Here is a 16707-nt window from a genome sequence, read left to right as displayed (position 1 = left end):
TTAATACGATTTATGTTTATTATTATTTCTTTCTATTGTCATTTTAGCGCACGAAGATACAAAAAATGCTAATATGCTTCTATTTATTAGCTAAAAATTTCACGGTTATCGCCATTATTCCATGACTTTTAAGCGTACAAGTTCTATTTTTGTCGCTGTCACCTTGATTATTTTAAACTGATAACGGCCGACACGTACCAATTCGTGCAGTTTCGGGAAGCTCTGATATTGGTTCAGTATCAATCCGCCTACTGTCAGATAGTCGTCCGATTCGGGCAGATCAAGTCCGAACATTTCATTGACTTTTTCTATCTCCAGACGAGCCGACAAAACATATTCATCTTCGTCAATCTTCTTGCAGATATAGGAAGTATTGTCATGTTCATCTTCTATATCACCAAATATTTCTTCTACCAAATCTTCCAACGACACAATGCCGGATGTACCTCCAAACTCATCCACTACCACGGCAATCGTCCTCTTTTGCAACATAAACAGCTTCATCAGTTTGTGGGCAGACATCGTTTCGGGTACGATCGGCACGTCTTTCACGTTATCGCGCCAGTCTTTCGGATCACGAAACATTTCCGACGAATGGATAAAACCGACCACATTATCGATATTTCCGTCATACACGATGATCTTCGAGATCCCGGATTCTATAAAACGACTCTTGAGTTCATCCAGCGAAGTAGTAAGGTCAACCGCAACGACTTCGGTACGCGGAACGATACAGTCACGTATTTTTATGTTTGAGAAATCAAGTGCATTTTGAAAGATTTTCACTTCCGTATCCAATTCTTCTTCATTCGCAGCATTATCGATGCTACTCTGCACGAAGTAGTCCAGATCGACTTTTCCGAAAGCCTTGTCCGAAGCATCCTTATTTACCTTCATACCGAATATACGAAGAAAAAGGCAAGACAAACCGGAAGATAACTTCGAGACAGGATATAAAATGACATAACAAATAAAAAGCGGAATAGCGGCAACATTCAAGACCAGATTGGGATTGATCTTAAACAATGTTTTAGGAAGAAACTCTCCAGTCACCAAAATAATCAGAGTAGAGATGACGGTCTGCGCCAACACCATCAGAAAGTGGTTATCAATAAAACCAGCCAACAGATTATCACCGATGATCTGTGCCATCAATATACCATAGATAACCAATGCTATATTGTTTCCTACCAGCATGGTAGAGATAAATTCGTTCGAGTTCTTGAAAAAGATGGAAAGAATACGGGATGTGATTCCTCCCTTACGTTCCATTTCAAAGCGCAACTTATCTACTGAGACAAACGCGATCTCCATTCCTGAGAAGAAAGCGGAGAAAGCCATAGTGATGAGTAAAGAGATATAAATATTCATAGTTTATTTCACAGAATCTTTTTTCGTCGAATCCGGCGGCAATGCTTTTACTTCCGGTTGAGCAGTTCCCCCATTTTCGTCAACATAGAAAATGCCCTCAATATTCTGAATGACATAAACGGTCATTTGCTGATTGGAGTCAAAACCATGTCCGGTAATTACACGATCCGGCTGCTGGATACGTATAAACTTGTCGGAATAGACTTTTTGAGTTGCTTCGTTCCAATAAAGCAACTCGGTATTGAAACGCTCCCCTTTCCGGTTCTGTATATCTACATTCCCTATCAGTTTCCAGAGTTTCTGCTTATCATAATAATAAGCGGTATCTGCCTTGATGCTAGCTTCAATATTAAAGATAGAATCAAATTGTTCCAGATAAACTCCCTTTTCAAATGCCCAATAGGAAGGTTTCTTGCGGTCGTACACCGTCCATTCTTCTGTATTCACCCGATAACGTGTCACTCCCGAGTCGGATATAAGAGTAGTTACTCCCAGTGTATTCATCACCGGTAATGAATCACGTTCTGTGATGGCGTCGCCCAGCGTATTCTTCTTACCGCCGCAGGAAGAAAATGAAAGAAGCATAACAATTGCCCCGAAGGCAATTGTTATGCTTATGCTTTTATGCAACAAACGGTTACTTCGTTTTCGCAACATAAATTTTATCTAATCGTTGTAGTCTCTCCGATCCAGCCACCGATAGTGATACGGTCGCCTTGTTTGTAACCTAACATAAATAGGTCTTTAGCCTGTGGAGTATGACCGGAATATGTACCAATCAACTTGTTTGCTTCTTCAGCCACACTTGGGTCAACAGCTTTTGCACGTTGCAGTTTATCAATTACAGCGAAGTAAGTACACTTATTCAATGCAGACTCGTCACTCCAGTTAGGACTCATTGCATACAAGTTAGCAATCAGGATATAAGGAGCACCATAGTTCTCGTTGAAGCTAATTGCTTTCTGACAGTATGATCTGGCTTGAGACAATTTCTTAGCAGAAGCCAATACAGCTGCAGCAGCATATGCCTTTTCTGCTTTCTTCACGTTGTCAGTTTCCAGTTGGATTGCTTCGTCAAAGAACTTCACAGCACCGTCAATATCACCTTTCTTGAATGCCTGATAAGCACATCCTGTAGCAGCTTCAGCTGTTGGCTCTATCTTATAAGCGTAGAAAGATGCTTGCAGATAAGCTTCGCTTTCTGTACATCTCATCATTTTCATGATATCGATTACTTTTTTCAGATAAGCCAAGTCTGTCTGGTTAGCTTCTACTTTCGGGCCATAAATACTTTGCAGAGATTCGCAATCAGCAGTACCACTGTTTACGAACAAAGCCACGAGGTTATCTTTGATACCCATAAAGTTTTTCTTTTTTGCTTCATTAGTTTCTGCAGCAATAGCAGCGTCAGCATATTCTGAAGCAAGCAGATAATCCTGAATAAATTGTTCTTTATGATTAGGATCAGCTTTCAGTTTATCCAATGACATCTGAAGGAAATAAAAAAGCGTAGCAGCTGCCGATTCGCCTTTCACTGCATTTACAGACTGGCTCAGCCATTGATAGGCTTGGTTAGCGTCTACTTTCGGAGCCAAAGCAATATAGTCTACAGCCTTGATACCCAGCGCTTCGTCAGCAGAAGACACTTTAGTTCCTTTTGCAAGGAATTCTTCTGTGTATTTCATACGCAAATCATGCGTATTCATCAATTCATCAAAATACTTCTGATATTCAGGATTATTCTTATCCTTAATCTGAGCCATCAAGCCTTTAAGGATTTTATATCCGTCAGTAAAAGTGTAAAAACGGAGTGTGGGACAATTTTCCAACACAGCTTTCCAGGGAGTATACGCATCTTTAAAATTTCCTGCACGCACAGCCTCATGCGAAATACTACTGTTTGAGTTACAGTTAGACGCATCCTGTGCCACCACAGTGGTTGCTCCAGCCGAAAGGAACAACATAGCCACAAGCGTTTTAATTTTCATTGTATCTAAATTTTAGTTGTTTATATAATATCGTCTATTCTCTCTCTCTCACTTTTATTACTCTACCCTACGCTTGAAGAACCAACGTTCGTTGAACGTAAGCCCGATACTCACGCGGAAGATATTTTCATTCACCATGTTCGTCTCCAGTCCTTTTACGCGGACAAACTGTCCACTGATACTAAGTATGGAACGCGAACGGGGAACAGGCAGACCGAAACCGGCAGTTACACCATATTCACGTGAAGCCTTTTTCCCATCAATCTTATAATACGGTGTCGTATAATAAGCTCCTAAACGGTATTTTATGTGGGCGAAATAGGAACGTCCTATCAAATTAGGAATGTATTCCGCACCTACTGATATTTTTGTTCGATCACAATAGGTGAAAGTTTCATTAAAGTCCTGACGTACATTCTCGTCACTTGTTACTACGCCAAAATTAGTTTTTGACCATTGCTGTAAGCTATAATCTGCACCAACTGTCAAACGCTTGTCATAGTTATATGTAAATCCGACTCCAAAGGTATTGGGTAATTCTAACGTGGCGTCCAATTTATCCTGATATGAAGCTTGATTGCTAGTTTGTGCAGCCATTATGACAGTTGATGAATAATCATTATTCAACTTATGTTTAGGAGAATATACTGCACCAACCGTCAAAGAACTCTTTTTGTTCAAAGTCTGTGTATACTGTGCACCAAAATCCAACTTATAGTCCGATATTGAAGCCACCATTGTCCGTTGATAAGAATAAGATGAAGATTCTCCCGGATAGTACACTGCCCTCCCACGGGTTAAGTCTCCCCAAAAATAAGAAGCATTCACACCGACAGAGAGATTTTTAAGCACTTTTACACCAGCACCTACGTACATTTGATGTAAGCCACCGTCTCCGGTAAAACTTCTGCTGGTAACCAAACCATCTTTCCCCGTCTGACTATCAGACACCGTATACCCCACATTAGAATATGGCAACAATCCGACACTCATCGCCATCCACGGAGCCAACCGGAACTGCATAGCGAGATAATCGAAACTGGCGTTTTTGGCATTCAACTTCAGGCCACCACCACTAATATTCATATTCTGTAAACTGACACCCCCTTCGAACAGGAACGTCAACGAATCAATGGCCGTATAGGAAGCAGGATTCGTTGGATTGATCTGTGCTCCATCCCTGAGTCCGAAAGCAATTCCACCCATCGCCTTGCTATTTCCGAAACTTTGATCGGACAAGTCGCCATAGCCATATCGTGTGTAAGGAGAGTTTGTATTATTTTGAGCGATTGCCGTTCCGGTAACCATCATGAGCAAAAGCGCCCAAATCGTGTGTTTAAATCCTACCATTATTATAGTTTAAAATTCTATTTAATCCTTTCAACACTAAAAATCTATCTGCAAAGATGGCACTTTTTACGCTGCTATCAAAAGAAAAGTCATCTCCGCCCGTTAAAAAAACCAAAAGTTCAGGATATTTATGCTTCATAGCCTCAATATAACCTGAAATTTCATATTCCATTCCTTTCAGCACCCCTGCACGGATGGCAGTTTCCGTATCCCTTCCCATCGGCAGTTTGCGCCCGTTGGAGTCTATCAGCGGCAAGCGTCCGGTAAACTGGTGAAGCGCTTTATAGCGCATCTGCATGCCGGGAGAAATATTACCGCCATGATATTGTCCTTTCGAGTCAATAAACTCATAAGTGATGCAAGTGCCCGCATCAATGACCAAGATGTCATTATGAGGAAACTGCTCGTTGGCACCCACTACGGCAGCTATCCGGTCGTATCCCAATGTCTCGGGAGTTTCGTATAGATTACCTACCGGCAACGGAGTCTCATGGTTGAGCCATAACAGAGGGAACGGCAAAGCAGCCAGTTCGGCAAGTATCCGTTCGTTCAAATCGACGACAGTAGCTACAATCCCCCGCTCAATCCGGTATTTGGAGCAAAGAGCCTCCAAGCTATCCAATGATTGATTGGATTCGGTCAACACCTCCACCATCTCACTTCCATTGAAGAGGGCAACTTTTGCTGTCGTATTTCCTATGTCGATAATTAAGTTCAATACTTTTCGTCTTTAGCGGCGCAAAGGTAAAGTAAAAAAAGAAAAGTTGAAGCATACAGGAGGAATTATCTTCTTTTTTCATTTCAAATATCGTCCCAAACGCCAAAATCGAACTATATATTTTTAAATATATAATTTATTAGTTATCCCTTATTATGGTACCGCTTTGCGTTTCATAGTTATTTTTCCTTACGCGACATTTCTCTATGTATCAATCAGTTACAAGAATCTTAAAGTATTCCGCTCAGCGTTCCACATTTTATAAGGAAAAAAGAACGCTTTTAGAGGCCCTATTTACCCTAATCAGAGGCTCTGTTTAGGTGAAACGAAGCCTCTGATTGGGTGAAATAGAGCCTCTGTTCTGATAAAACGGAGCCTCTGTTTCTACAATCCAACTATTCTTCGTATATTCGCCACCAAAATAATAAACGGGCATTTCTGATGAAACGGACAATTCTATATCCATTACTGACTCTTTATCTGCTTATCTTTTCAAACGGACAAGCCATAGCTTCTGACAACGACTCCATCCGCCTCAGCCTGCTGACTTGCGCCCCCGGTGAAGAAATCTACTCCCTGTTCGGACATACAGCCATCCGCTACGAAGATCCGGCCAACGGAATAGATGCCGTATTCAACTATGGACTATTCAGCTTCAATACTCCCAACTTCATCCTCCGTTTTTCACTCGGTGAGACAGACTACCAGCTGGGAGCTACCGACTACGCCCATTTCGCGGCGGAATATGCCTTCGACGGGCGCAGCGTCTGGCAACAGACACTCAACCTGAGCAAAGAAGAAAAAGCGGAACTCATCCGACTACTGCAAGAAAACTATCTTCCCGAAAACAGAGTTTACCGGTATAATTTCTTTTATGACAACTGCGCTACACGCCCGCGCGATAAAATAGAGGAAAGCATTGACGGAAAGGTAATATATCCCGCAGAGCCGCAAGACGGTTCGCTATCTTTCCGCGATATCGTACATCAATACTGCAAAGGCCATCCGTGGGCCCGCTTCGGCATCGACCTCTGCATCGGCAGCGAAGCAGACCGTCCCATTACGCAACGCCAAATGATGTTTGCCCCCTTTTACCTGATGGATGCTTTCGCAGGCGCCCAAATCGTCCATGATTCGGTTCAGCGTCCGCTCGTATCCGGCAAGGAGCTGATCGTAGACGCCCTTCCCGAGGAAGAAAAAGGCGGTTGGATGCCCACCCCGTTCCAATGTTCCCTCCTGCTTTTTATACTTACCGCTGCTGCTACTATCTACAGCATCCGCAAAAGGAGAGGACTCTGGGGTGTCGACCTTATTTTATTCGGTGCCGCAGGCATCGTGGGCTGTGTGCTGGCCTTCCTCGCCCTATTCTCCGAACATCCGGCTGTCAGTTCCAATTTCTTATTGCTGGTATTCCATCCGGGACAGCTTCTGCTCCTTCCATACATCATTTATTGTGTCCGAAAAGGAAAGAAATGCTGGTATTTGACGCTGAATTTGGTCGTTTTAACACTTTTTATGGTGCTTTTTCCGCTAATTCCGCAGAGATTTGACTTAGCTGTTGTACCTTTGGCACTCTGTTTGCTGATACGTTCAACAAGCAATTTGATATTGACCTCTAAAAAGAAATAATGAAAGGACTACTAACTTCCCTGATTACCGTACTGACCTTCACCGGGCTACAAGCTCAGTCGTTGCCTACTGCCCCTAAACTTGTGGTAGGACTCACGATTGACCAGTTGCGTACGGACTATCTGGAAGCTTTTTCGTCGCTCTACGGTGAGAGAGGCTTCAAACGCCTCTGGAAAGAGGGAAGAGTATTCCATAATGCAGAATATACATTCAGCGGTGTAGACCGTGCCTCTGCCATGGCAGCCATCTACAGCGGATCGACGCCTTCCGTCAACGGGATCATTTCCAACCGATGGATGGATGTAGCCACCCTGCGCCCTGTCAACAGTACGGACGATGCGGCCTTCATGGGTTATTACACCGACCAGACCTGTGCCCCTACCAAATTATTAACCTCTACCATTGCCGACGAACTGAAAATAGCGACACAAGGCAAAGGTATCGTATACGCCATCGCCCCTTTCTGCGACGCAGCCATTTTCGCTGCCGGACATGCAGGAAACGGAGCGTTCTGGATCAATCCCACGACCGGAAAATGGAGCGGAACGACTTATTATGGCGAATTCCCCTGGTGGGCAAGCCAATATAACGACCGTCAGGCCATCGACTCCCGCATCTCCAGCGTCACATGGGAACCGGTTTTCCCACGTGGTATGTACACTTTCCTGCCAGATTGGCGGGACGTAGTGTTCAAATATAAATTTGACGACGACCGCAACAATAAGTTCCGCCGTTTCATCACCAGCCCGTTCGTCAACGATGAAGTAAATGCCCTCGCAGAAGAAGCAATCGGCAAAGGTTCGGTCGGCATGGATGACATTACTGACTTATTGGCACTTACTTATTATGCAGGCAACTATGCGCACAAGTCCGTGCAAGAGTGTGCCATGGAAATACAGGACACTTATGTACGCCTCGACCGCAGCATCGCCAACCTGCTTGACCTGCTCGACAAGAAAGTAGGCTTGCAGAACGTGCTTATCTTCGTCACTTCCACCGGATATACGGACAGCGAATCGACGGATTCGGGACTGTACAAAATACCGACCGGAGAGTTTCACCTCAACCGCTGCACGGCCTTGCTGAACATGTTTCTGATGGCCACTTACGGCGAAGGAAAATATGTAGAAGCCTATCACGACCAGCAAATCTATCTGAACCACAAGCTACTGGAACAAAAGCAACTGAACCTGACAGAAGTGCAGGAAAAGTCTGCCGACTTCCTGATGCAGTTCAGCGGAGTAAATGAGGCATATTCCGCCCACCGGCTTCTCCTGGGTTCATGGACTCCGGAAATATACAGAATACGCAACGGCTATCACCGCAAGCGTTCCGGCGACCTCGTGATCGACGTATTGCCGGGATGGACTATCGTCAGCGAAAACGGCAACGAGAACAAGGTGGTACGTCATTCCTATATCCCCGCACCGCTGATCTTCATGGGTCACTCCGTGAAACCGGCCATCATTCAGACACCTGTAACAATCGACCATATTGCGCCTACACTGGCTCATTTCATGCGCATACGGGCTCCCAATGCCTCTTCTTCGGCCCCTATTACCGATCTTCGGTAAAAGATTCCTCACAAAAACCATGCGCAAAACATAAATAAATCAGCATTTTAATGTAACTTTGCGCGGATTTATAATCACTCTGCACAGCTTGGTAGCAGGTTTATGCTACTTTCCTTTCTCCGAAAGTGAAAAAACGCCGTGCAGACAATCAAGAAATAATAATAAACTAAATAATACAACATGGGATTTAATGAATTTTTAAGCTCGATTTTCGGAAACAAATCCACACGAGACATGAAAGAAATCAAACCCTGGGTAGAAAAGATCAAAGCTGCCTACCCGGAGATTGAAGCACTGGACAACGACGCCCTCCGTGCCAAAACGGAAGAACTCAAAAAATACATCCGCGAATCGGCTACTGACGAACGCGCTAAAGTGGAAGAACTCAAAGCGAGCATCGAAAGCACCGAACTGGAAGACCGCGAAGAAGTCTTTGCACAAATAGATAAGATAGAAAAAGAAATTCTCGAAAAATACGAGAAAGCACTGGAAGATGTATTGCCCGTAGCTTTCTCTATCGTCAAAGCAACTGCCAAACGATTTACGGAAAACGAAGAAATCGTAGTAACCGCGACTGAATTCGACCGCCATCTGGCTGCTACCAAAGACTTTGTACGCATTGAAGGCGACAAGGCCATCTACCAGAACCACTGGAATGCCGGTGGCAATGATACGGTATGGAACATGATTCATTACGACGTTCAGTTGTTCGGTGGTGTCGTTCTGCATAAAGGTAAGATTGCGGAAATGGCAACCGGTGAAGGTAAAACTCTCGTTGCTACCCTTCCGGTATTCCTGAACGCGCTGACCGGAAACGGTGTGCATGTAGTAACCGTGAACGACTACCTTGCCAAACGTGACTCCGAATGGATGGGCCCGCTTTATATGTTCCACGGTTTGAGCGTAGATTGCATCGACCGCCATCAGCCGAACTCCGACGCCCGTCGTCAGGCATACCTTGCCGACATCACGTTCGGTACCAACAATGAATTCGGTTTCGACTACCTGCGTGACAACATGGCTATCAGCCCGAAAGACCTTGTTCAACGCCAGCACAACTACGCCATCGTCGATGAGGTTGACTCGGTATTGATTGACGACGCCCGTACTCCGCTGATTATTTCCGGTCCGGTGCCGAAAGGCGACGACCAACTGTTCGAACAACTCCGTCCGCTGGTAGAACGTCTGGTAGAAGCTCAAAAAGCATTGGCAACCAAATACCTCTCCGAAGCCAAACGACTGATTGCCTCCAACGACAAGAAGGAAGTGGAAGAAGGATTCCTTGCTCTTTATCGTAGCCACAAGTGTCTTCCAAAGAATAAGGCATTGATCAAGTTCCTCAGTGAACAGGGTATCAAAGCCGGCATGCTGAAGACCGAAGAAATCTACATGGAGCAGAACAACAAGCGTATGCACGAAGTGACCGAACCGTTGTACTTCGTCATCGAAGAAAAACTGAACAGCGTAGACCTCACAGATAAAGGTATCGACCTGATCACCGGTAACTCCGAAGACCCGACATTGTTCGTGCTGCCGGATATCGCCGCACAACTTTCCGAACTGGAAAATCAAAACCTAACCAACGAACAACTGCTGGAAAAGAAAGATGAGCTGCTGACTAACTACGCCATCAAATCGGAACGCGTACACACCATCAACCAGTTGCTGAAGGCTTACACCATGTTCGAGAAAGATGACGAATATGTTGTGATCGACGGACAGGTGAAGATTGTAGACGAGCAGACCGGACGTATCATGGAAGGTCGCCGCTACTCTGACGGATTGCACCAGGCTATCGAAGCGAAAGAACGTGTGAAAGTAGAAGCTGCCACACAGACCTTCGCAACGATCACTTTGCAGAACTACTTCCGTATGTATCACAAGCTGTCCGGTATGACCGGTACTGCCGAAACGGAAGCAGGCGAACTTTGGGACATCTACAAATTGGATGTAGTCGTTATCCCGACTAACCGCCCGATCGCAAGGAAGGATATGAACGACCGCGTTTACAAAACCAAACGCGAAAAGTATAAAGCCGTTATCGAAGAAATCGAAAAACTAGTGCAGGCAGGACGTCCGGTACTGGTAGGTACGACTTCGGTAGAAATCTCCGAAATGCTAAGCAAAATGCTTACCATGCGTAAGATCGAACACAGCGTACTGAATGCGAAGTTACACCAGAAAGAAGCTGAGATTGTAGCAAAAGCCGGTTTCAGCTGTGCAGTGACTATCGCTACCAACATGGCAGGTCGTGGTACCGACATCAAGCTGAGCCCGGAAGTAAAAGCCGCAGGCGGTTTGGCCATCATCGGTACGGAACGTCACGAATCCCGTCGTGTAGACCGCCAGTTGCGTGGTCGTGCAGGACGTCAGGGTGACCCGGGTTCTTCTGTATTCTTCGTGTCACTGGAAGATGACTTGATGCGTCTGTTCTCTTCCGACCGTATTGCCAGTGTAATGGACAAACTCGGTTTCCAGGAAGGCGAAATGATCGAGCACAAGATGATCTCCAACTCTATCGAGCGTGCACAGAAGAAGGTGGAAGAAAACAACTTCGGTATCCGTAAACGTCTGTTGGAATATGACGACGTGATGAACAAGCAACGTACCGTTGTTTATACCAAACGCCGCCACGCCCTGATGGGTGAACGTATCGGTATGGATATCGTTAATATGATCTGGGACCGTTGCGCGAATGCGATCGAGAACAATGACTACGAAGGCTGTCAGATGGAACTGCTTCAGACATTGGCTATGGAAACTCCGTTCACCGAAGAAGAATTCCGTAATGAGAAGAAGGATACGTTGGCAGAAAAGACATTCAACATTGCCATGGAAAACTTCAAACGCAAAACGGAACGCCTGGCACAAATCGCTAATCCGGTCATCAAACAGGTATACGAAAACCAGGGACATATGTACGAAAACATTCTGATTCCTATCACGGACGGAAAACGAATGTACAATATCTCTTGTAATCTGAAAGCCGCTTACGAGTCCGAATCAAAAGAGGTGGTAAAAGCATTCGAAAAGTCTATCCTGCTGCACGTTATCGACGAAGCATGGAAAGAAAACCTGCGTGAACTGGATGAGTTGAAACACTCTGTACAGAATGCAAGTTACGAACAGAAAGACCCGCTGTTGATCTACAAACTGGAATCCGTAACACTGTTTGACGCTATGGTGAACAAGATCAATAACCAGACTATCTCCATCCTGATGCGCGGACAGATCCCTGTACAGGAAGCTCCGGCAGACGAACAACAGCCACGCCGTGTAGAAGTACGCCAGGCTGCTCCCGAGCAACGTCAGGATATGAGCAAGTATCGCGAACAGAAACAAGACCTCAGTGATCCGAACCAGCAGGCTGCTGCCAGTCAGGATACTCGCGAGCAACAAAAACGCGAACCGATCCGTGCGGAAAAGACGGTAGGGCGTAATGATCCTTGCCCATGCGGAAGCGGTAAGAAATATAAAAACTGCCACGGACAGAATGCTTAACAGCAGTCCGATGTAAGATTATAATCTAAAAGAAAGCCTCAAACGGTTAAAAACTGTTTGAGGCTTTCTTTTATTCATCCAAAATAGTACTTTTGCTTAAACTACTAAAGATATCAAGACTATGGCAAAATTCTATTCACTGGCATTTGTTTCTCTGCTACTGTTGGCACTCGGCAGCTGTCAGAGCCTGGAGCAGATTTCTATTGACTATATGCAGCCCGGAGATATGACTTTCCCTTCTCAACTCCGTAAAGTGGCTATCGTGAATAACACCAGCACCGAACCGGATAACAAGCTGATCACACAGACCGAAAAGCCGAAAGAAAACGTACCCGAAATAAGCCACGCCACAGCGTATGCCAATGGTAACGTTAAGATTGCGGCTGAATCGCTGGCGGAAGAAATCGCGCATCAGAACTATTTCGATGTAGTGGTGATCTGTGATTCCGCTTTACGGGCCAATGACAAGTTTCCTCGTGAAAGTACACTGAGTCAGGAGGAAGTCCAACAGCTGACATCAGACTTGGGAGTGGACTGTATCATCGCCATGGAAAACCTGCAATTCAAAGCGACCAAAACGGTTCGTTACCTCCGTGACTTCAATTGTTACCTGGGGACGGTTGATGTAAAAGCCTATCCGACGGTGAAGGTATACCTGCCCTCGCGCAGCAAACCGATGACTACGCTACACCCCACCGACAGTATCTTTTGGGAAGAATACGGAGGATCGGTAACAGAAACATTTGCACACATGATACCTGATGCACAGATGCTACGGGAAGCTTCTGAATTTGCAGGGACTATCCCTGTCAAACAGCTACTCCCTTTCTGGAAGACAGGCAAACGATACTTGTACACCGGTGGCTCCGTACAGATGCGTGACGCGGCAATCTTTGTCCGTGAAAATTCATGGGACAGAGCTTTCGAACTTTGGGAACAAGTGTACAACGGAACCAAGAAGGAAAAGAAAAAGATGAAAGCTGCCCTCAATATCGCTGTTTATTATGAGATGAAGGACAGCTTGGCAAAAGCAGAAGAATGGGCAGTCAAAGCACAGCAACTTGCCCAAAAAGTAGATAAGAAAAACATTCCCGAAAATGCGGCGTACGCCACCATTGACGATGTACCGAATTACTATCTTACAACCCTTTATGCAAATGAATTAAAGGAACGTAACAGTCAATTGCCCAAGCTAAAAATGCAAATGGAGCGATTTAATGATGATTTTTAAGGAAATCATGCATTGATTATTATTTTTTTTATACCTTTGAGGTAACAAAAAGGAAGAACCTATGAAACTGAGCCAACAATCTCTGTCTACCATCGAATCGGCTATCCAAAAGGCAGCCGGCAAATATGTATGTGGCTGCGACCAGACAGCCGTAACCGATATTCATTTACAACCGGACCAAACATCGGGACAACTCACTATTTATAACGACGATGACGAGGAATTGGCTAATGTAATGATTGAAGAGTGGGCAACTTACGATGGAGATGATTTCATGGAAAATGTAGAGCCCAACCTGAAAAGTATCCTTTGCAGAATGAAAGATGCAGGCGACTTCGATAAAGTAACAATATTAAAGCCTTATTCATTCGTACTGGTAGATGAAGATAAGGAAACAGTTGCAGAGCTGTTGCTGATAGACGATGATACGTTGCTCGTGGATGACGAACTGCTGAAAGGACTGGATAAAGAACTGGACGAGTTTCTGAAAAACTTGTTGGAGAAATAACTATGTTCGATTGCACGGCATGGCCTTGCCGAAGCAATTATCATTTATAAAAAGAATAATCGGAAGTAAAAGGTATTCCCCTGTTTACTTCCGATTATTCTTTTTTCGTTTTATATGATTCGTACAAACCCAAGTTTCCCTATCAGGAGTGACTAAAAGTCGATAGTGCCTTAATTCTCCTCCTTCTGGAAGGAGGAGTACCCGTAGGGGGAGGTGGTAGGTGAACACACAAAACTTTCATTTTCAATCAAATAGGAATGAACATTATTTATCCTACCACCTCGGTCTTCGACCACTCCTCCTTCCCGAAGGAGGAGAATTAAAATACTATCGACTTTTAGTCACTCCCATTTAAGGCACTACCGACTTTTTAGTCAGCCCTCTAGCTGAAAGCCGAAGCAGTGTAGGTAGATAAATTACTTTGCTTCAATCGCTGTCCGATAAACAGATTTTGCCGTTTCAATTACAGTTTGTGACTTATGATCCGATGAATCAGCTGTTTTGTTTTTCTCCGACCATGCTTTCTCCATACCATAGAAATTAATCGGTTCTTCCGCTGATTGGTCAAGTTTGCCGTCCAACTCCCGTTGTTTCTGCTCAAAGAAGGTTTTCCAACGTTGATAATACAAGTCTTTCAAAATCCCGCTCCACTCCCGATGGGAATAATCATGCAGACCTCCCTGATTGGCAGCTATACTATCTCCCCAGACCGTGATCAGCGCAGAAGCATTCCATTCGTAAAGTTTCTTTTCTTCTTCCGTGGTTCCCAAAGAACGTGCGGCATTCAGCCATGAAGACACCGAGAACTCCTTTCGGGTGGATAGCAAACTGTCCTGAGCTAATATTAACTCCAGAAACTGTTGTGTCTGCTTCCCGAAGCTATCCCTATCTTTCCGGTCATAACTCTGAGAAATTTCTTCAAGCAGCACATTCCCCTTATCTGCCAGACTCTGACGCACCACGTCCACCAAATCATATTCAAAGTTATTATTTCCCTTGTACTGATCTGCAACAGAAAGTAACAAGCGGGCTGCCTTTGCCGTTGAATCAGGTGAATAGAATAACTTGGCATATCCCCATGTCGATGTTCTGTCCAGATGAAATCCCGGACGGGCACACAACAAGGATTCGACTGTCCCTTCCCCCTGATAATTCTTCGGAGCATTGTAAACTGTATGTTCCAGCGCACGCCATGCTTCCGCTACTTCCGGTGACAAATCATTTCCATACCGCGCTTTCAGATACGCTTGCAGCCATTCATCCGGTGAAAAACGTTCTTCCCGCCAAGGAAGTTCATACAGCAATTCAAACATCACCGGATTATTCTCGATTCCTTCCGGAGTAGCCCCTACCCCCCGCAGGTTTTTCCCGTTGACATGTGCACAGGCGTTATAATATCCATTCACCAGTTGCTCCATCCGCCCGTGCAGACCGACATTACCGCCAAAGTTAAGCAACATACAATAAAGCCAGTCATGCTTGCCGAAACCTTTCTCCCGATACCACATCGACTCCGGATCACCCCATTGCGGAAGTTTTTCACTATACAAATCCAGTACCAGCAAATCACCGGAATCGAGCGTACTGACCATCGCTTCCCGCGGATTCGCCTGCCATGCCTGCATCACCCACACAGCCTCCGGATTCGCTTTCTTCATAGCACCCATAATAGAAGTTCCCGCCTTTGCCAAGTCTACTCCTTCCGTATTTCCTCCTTCATGAAAGGGGTCCATACTATAATACTTGGCTTTTCCGTAAAGTTTCTCCAACTCCTCATAATACATGGCAGCAAATGAATCGAAATGTTCATCTTCCGTAGAAAGAAAGGCCGGACGAGGGAAACCACACCATTTACCGGGATCGGCAATCTGATACCCCAATTTCTCTCCGATATTACGGGGAACCATTCCTGCATATCCGGGGAATACCGGTTCAATGCCCAGCTCCCTCATTCGGGCAATGATCTTCTTTTGCAGTGCTTCTTGATGCCGATACCAACTGTCGGGATTCGGTCCGCCCCATCCTTCCAGATTATTCATCTGCCACCATGCCATAAAGGCAGGACCGGAAATAAACTCATTGATCTCCTCCGTCGTATATCCGATACGTTTCAGCAGATTATACCAGACAACCTCCATCCCTGTTATACTCAAAGGCATATTGATGCCGTGCATCGCCATCCAGTCTATCTCTTTCTCCCAGCGTTCCCAGTCCCAGAAAGCCATGGAGTAAGAATAGGTACAGTAATTCAGGTAATATCGATTCTTCATAGCCGTCGCCTGTCGGATTTTCTTTTGAGGCAGAGGCAGTACTTCCGGCAATTTCTGCGAGGGATTATTCCACGAAAGATGAATACCTGCCACGTATTTCAGGTACCAATTCAAGCCCGTAGCCAGTGAAAGATCGGAGTTTCCGGTTATCAGTACTTTGCCATCCTTGGAGTCTATCTCAAAGTAGTCTTTTGCCGGATCGGCTTCATCAGTAACCAACCGGAAAAGGATTTGATCTTTCGACGTATTCTCCGTCACACGTGCTGCCAATGAATCGATTGGAGCAGACGTAGATTGGCAACTTGTATACATAACAACAGAACCAAATAATAAAAGTAATAGAAGACGCATGTTCATAGTCATTATTTTTTTAAGGGTCATCAAATGTGTTTGGGCGTTTGAGCCTCTAAATATATTTCAAATTTCCGATTACTGAAAATAAAATGTAGTTCTTTTATACTGATACACATTAAATAACCTCCAATATATGAAAAGTCGGAAATATTCGGTTGACTCACCGACTGTTTCCGACGGATAGCATTGGCTCTAATAAAAAAAGAAGATGTG

At 44.9% G+C, this 16707-nt stretch carries 12 protein-coding genes; 5 read left to right on the top strand and 7 right to left on the bottom strand.

The annotated features are described in order from the left end of the window. Window positions 1-114: 114 nt before the first annotated feature. From ACHLI0_RS20170 to ACHLI0_RS20145, 6 genes are all read right to left on the bottom strand, one after another. On the bottom strand, window positions 115-1371 hold the full coding sequence (locus tag ACHLI0_RS20170; protein WP_008760040.1) for a hemolysin family protein: 1257 nt from the start codon (window positions 1369-1371) through the stop codon (window positions 115-117). A gap of 3 nt (window positions 1372-1374) precedes the next feature. Further along, window positions 1375-2028 carry an LPS export ABC transporter periplasmic protein LptC gene (gene lptC, locus ACHLI0_RS20165; RefSeq protein ID WP_008764532.1) on the bottom strand — a complete coding sequence of 218 codons (654 nt, stop codon included), beginning with the start codon at window positions 2026-2028 and terminating at the stop codon, window positions 1375-1377. Window positions 2029-2033: 5 nt separating this feature from the next. Further along, window positions 2034-3359 (bottom strand): hypothetical protein, encoded by a 1326-nt coding sequence (locus ACHLI0_RS20160; RefSeq protein WP_008760038.1) that lies wholly within the window; start codon window positions 3357-3359, stop codon window positions 2034-2036. 57 nt (window positions 3360-3416) lie between these two features. After that, window positions 3417-4709, bottom strand: a complete 1293-nt coding sequence (gene bamG, locus ACHLI0_RS20155) for a BamG family beta-barrel-assembly machinery protein (protein ID WP_225637444.1) — start codon at window positions 4707-4709, stop codon at window positions 3417-3419. Continuing rightward, on the bottom strand, window positions 4696-5427 hold the full coding sequence (locus ACHLI0_RS20150) for a type III pantothenate kinase (protein WP_008760036.1): 732 nt from the start codon (window positions 5425-5427) through the stop codon (window positions 4696-4698). Before ACHLI0_RS20150 ends, bamG begins: the two co-directional genes overlap by 14 nt. A gap of 316 nt (window positions 5428-5743) precedes the next feature. Beyond that, window positions 5744-5893, bottom strand: a complete 150-nt coding sequence (locus ACHLI0_RS20145; RefSeq protein ID WP_250698939.1) for a hypothetical protein — start codon at window positions 5891-5893, stop codon at window positions 5744-5746. Here ACHLI0_RS20145 and lnb point away from each other — a divergent pair. The 5 genes from lnb (at window position 5869) to ACHLI0_RS20120 (ending at window position 13870) form a co-directional block, all read left to right on the top strand. After that, on the top strand, window positions 5869-7056 hold the full coding sequence (gene lnb / locus ACHLI0_RS20140; RefSeq protein ID WP_490749918.1) for a lipoprotein N-acyltransferase Lnb: 1188 nt from the start codon (window positions 5869-5871) through the stop codon (window positions 7054-7056). The two genes, ACHLI0_RS20145 and lnb, sit on opposite strands and share 25 nt — an antisense overlap. Then, window positions 7056-8630: an alkaline phosphatase family protein gene (locus ACHLI0_RS20135; protein ID WP_008764529.1), complete on the top strand. Its 1575-nt coding sequence runs from the start codon at window positions 7056-7058 to the stop codon at window positions 8628-8630. The genes lnb and ACHLI0_RS20135 overlap by 1 nt, the downstream gene beginning before the upstream one ends. A 180-nt stretch (window positions 8631-8810) precedes the next feature. Further along, on the top strand, window positions 8811-12131 hold the full coding sequence (secA, locus tag ACHLI0_RS20130) for a preprotein translocase subunit SecA (protein WP_119188046.1): 3321 nt from the start codon (window positions 8811-8813) through the stop codon (window positions 12129-12131). A 121-nt stretch (window positions 12132-12252) separates the two neighbouring features. Then, a complete protein-coding gene (locus ACHLI0_RS20125) occupies window positions 12253-13362 on the top strand; it encodes a DUF6340 family protein (protein WP_195365143.1) in 1110 nt (369 codons plus the stop codon). A 61-nt stretch (window positions 13363-13423) separates the two neighbouring features. After that, window positions 13424-13870, top strand: a complete 447-nt coding sequence (locus ACHLI0_RS20120) for a hypothetical protein (protein WP_008760031.1) — start codon at window positions 13424-13426, stop codon at window positions 13868-13870. Between the two features lie 416 nt (window positions 13871-14286). On the opposite strand, the gene ACHLI0_RS20115 is transcribed toward ACHLI0_RS20120, so the two are convergent. Further along, window positions 14287-16497 carry an alpha-N-acetylglucosaminidase gene (locus ACHLI0_RS20115; RefSeq protein ID WP_490749917.1) on the bottom strand — a complete coding sequence of 737 codons (2211 nt, stop codon included), beginning with the start codon at window positions 16495-16497 and terminating at the stop codon, window positions 14287-14289. Window positions 16498-16707: the final 210 nt, after the last annotated feature.

Source organism: Bacteroides sp. RCH18 (assembly GCF_058231005.1).
The sequence above is the reverse complement of the archived record's forward strand: the minus strand, read 5'-3'. Positions and strand labels throughout refer to the sequence as shown.

Coding starts and splice junctions, on each gene's coding strand:
- ACHLI0_RS20135 (WP_008764529.1), top strand. CDS start 7,056: ATGAAAGGACTACTAACTTCCCTGATTACCGTACTGACCTTCACCGGG.
- ACHLI0_RS20115 (WP_490749917.1), bottom strand. CDS start 16,497: ATGAACATGCGTCTTCTATTACTTTTATTATTTGGTTCTGTTGTTATG.
- ACHLI0_RS20120 (WP_008760031.1), top strand. CDS start 13,424: ATGAAACTGAGCCAACAATCTCTGTCTACCATCGAATCGGCTATCCAA.
- secA (WP_119188046.1), top strand. CDS start 8,811: ATGGGATTTAATGAATTTTTAAGCTCGATTTTCGGAAACAAATCCACA.
- bamG (WP_225637444.1), bottom strand. CDS start 4,709: ATGGTAGGATTTAAACACACGATTTGGGCGCTTTTGCTCATGATGGTT.
- ACHLI0_RS20145 (WP_250698939.1), bottom strand. CDS start 5,893: ATGGATATAGAATTGTCCGTTTCATCAGAAATGCCCGTTTATTATTTT.
- lptC (WP_008764532.1), bottom strand. CDS start 2,028: ATGTTGCGAAAACGAAGTAACCGTTTGTTGCATAAAAGCATAAGCATA.
- ACHLI0_RS20160 (WP_008760038.1), bottom strand. CDS start 3,359: ATGAAAATTAAAACGCTTGTGGCTATGTTGTTCCTTTCGGCTGGAGCA.
- ACHLI0_RS20125 (WP_195365143.1), top strand. CDS start 12,253: ATGGCAAAATTCTATTCACTGGCATTTGTTTCTCTGCTACTGTTGGCA.
- lnb (WP_490749918.1), top strand. CDS start 5,869: ATGAAACGGACAATTCTATATCCATTACTGACTCTTTATCTGCTTATC.
- ACHLI0_RS20170 (WP_008760040.1), bottom strand. CDS start 1,371: ATGAATATTTATATCTCTTTACTCATCACTATGGCTTTCTCCGCTTTC.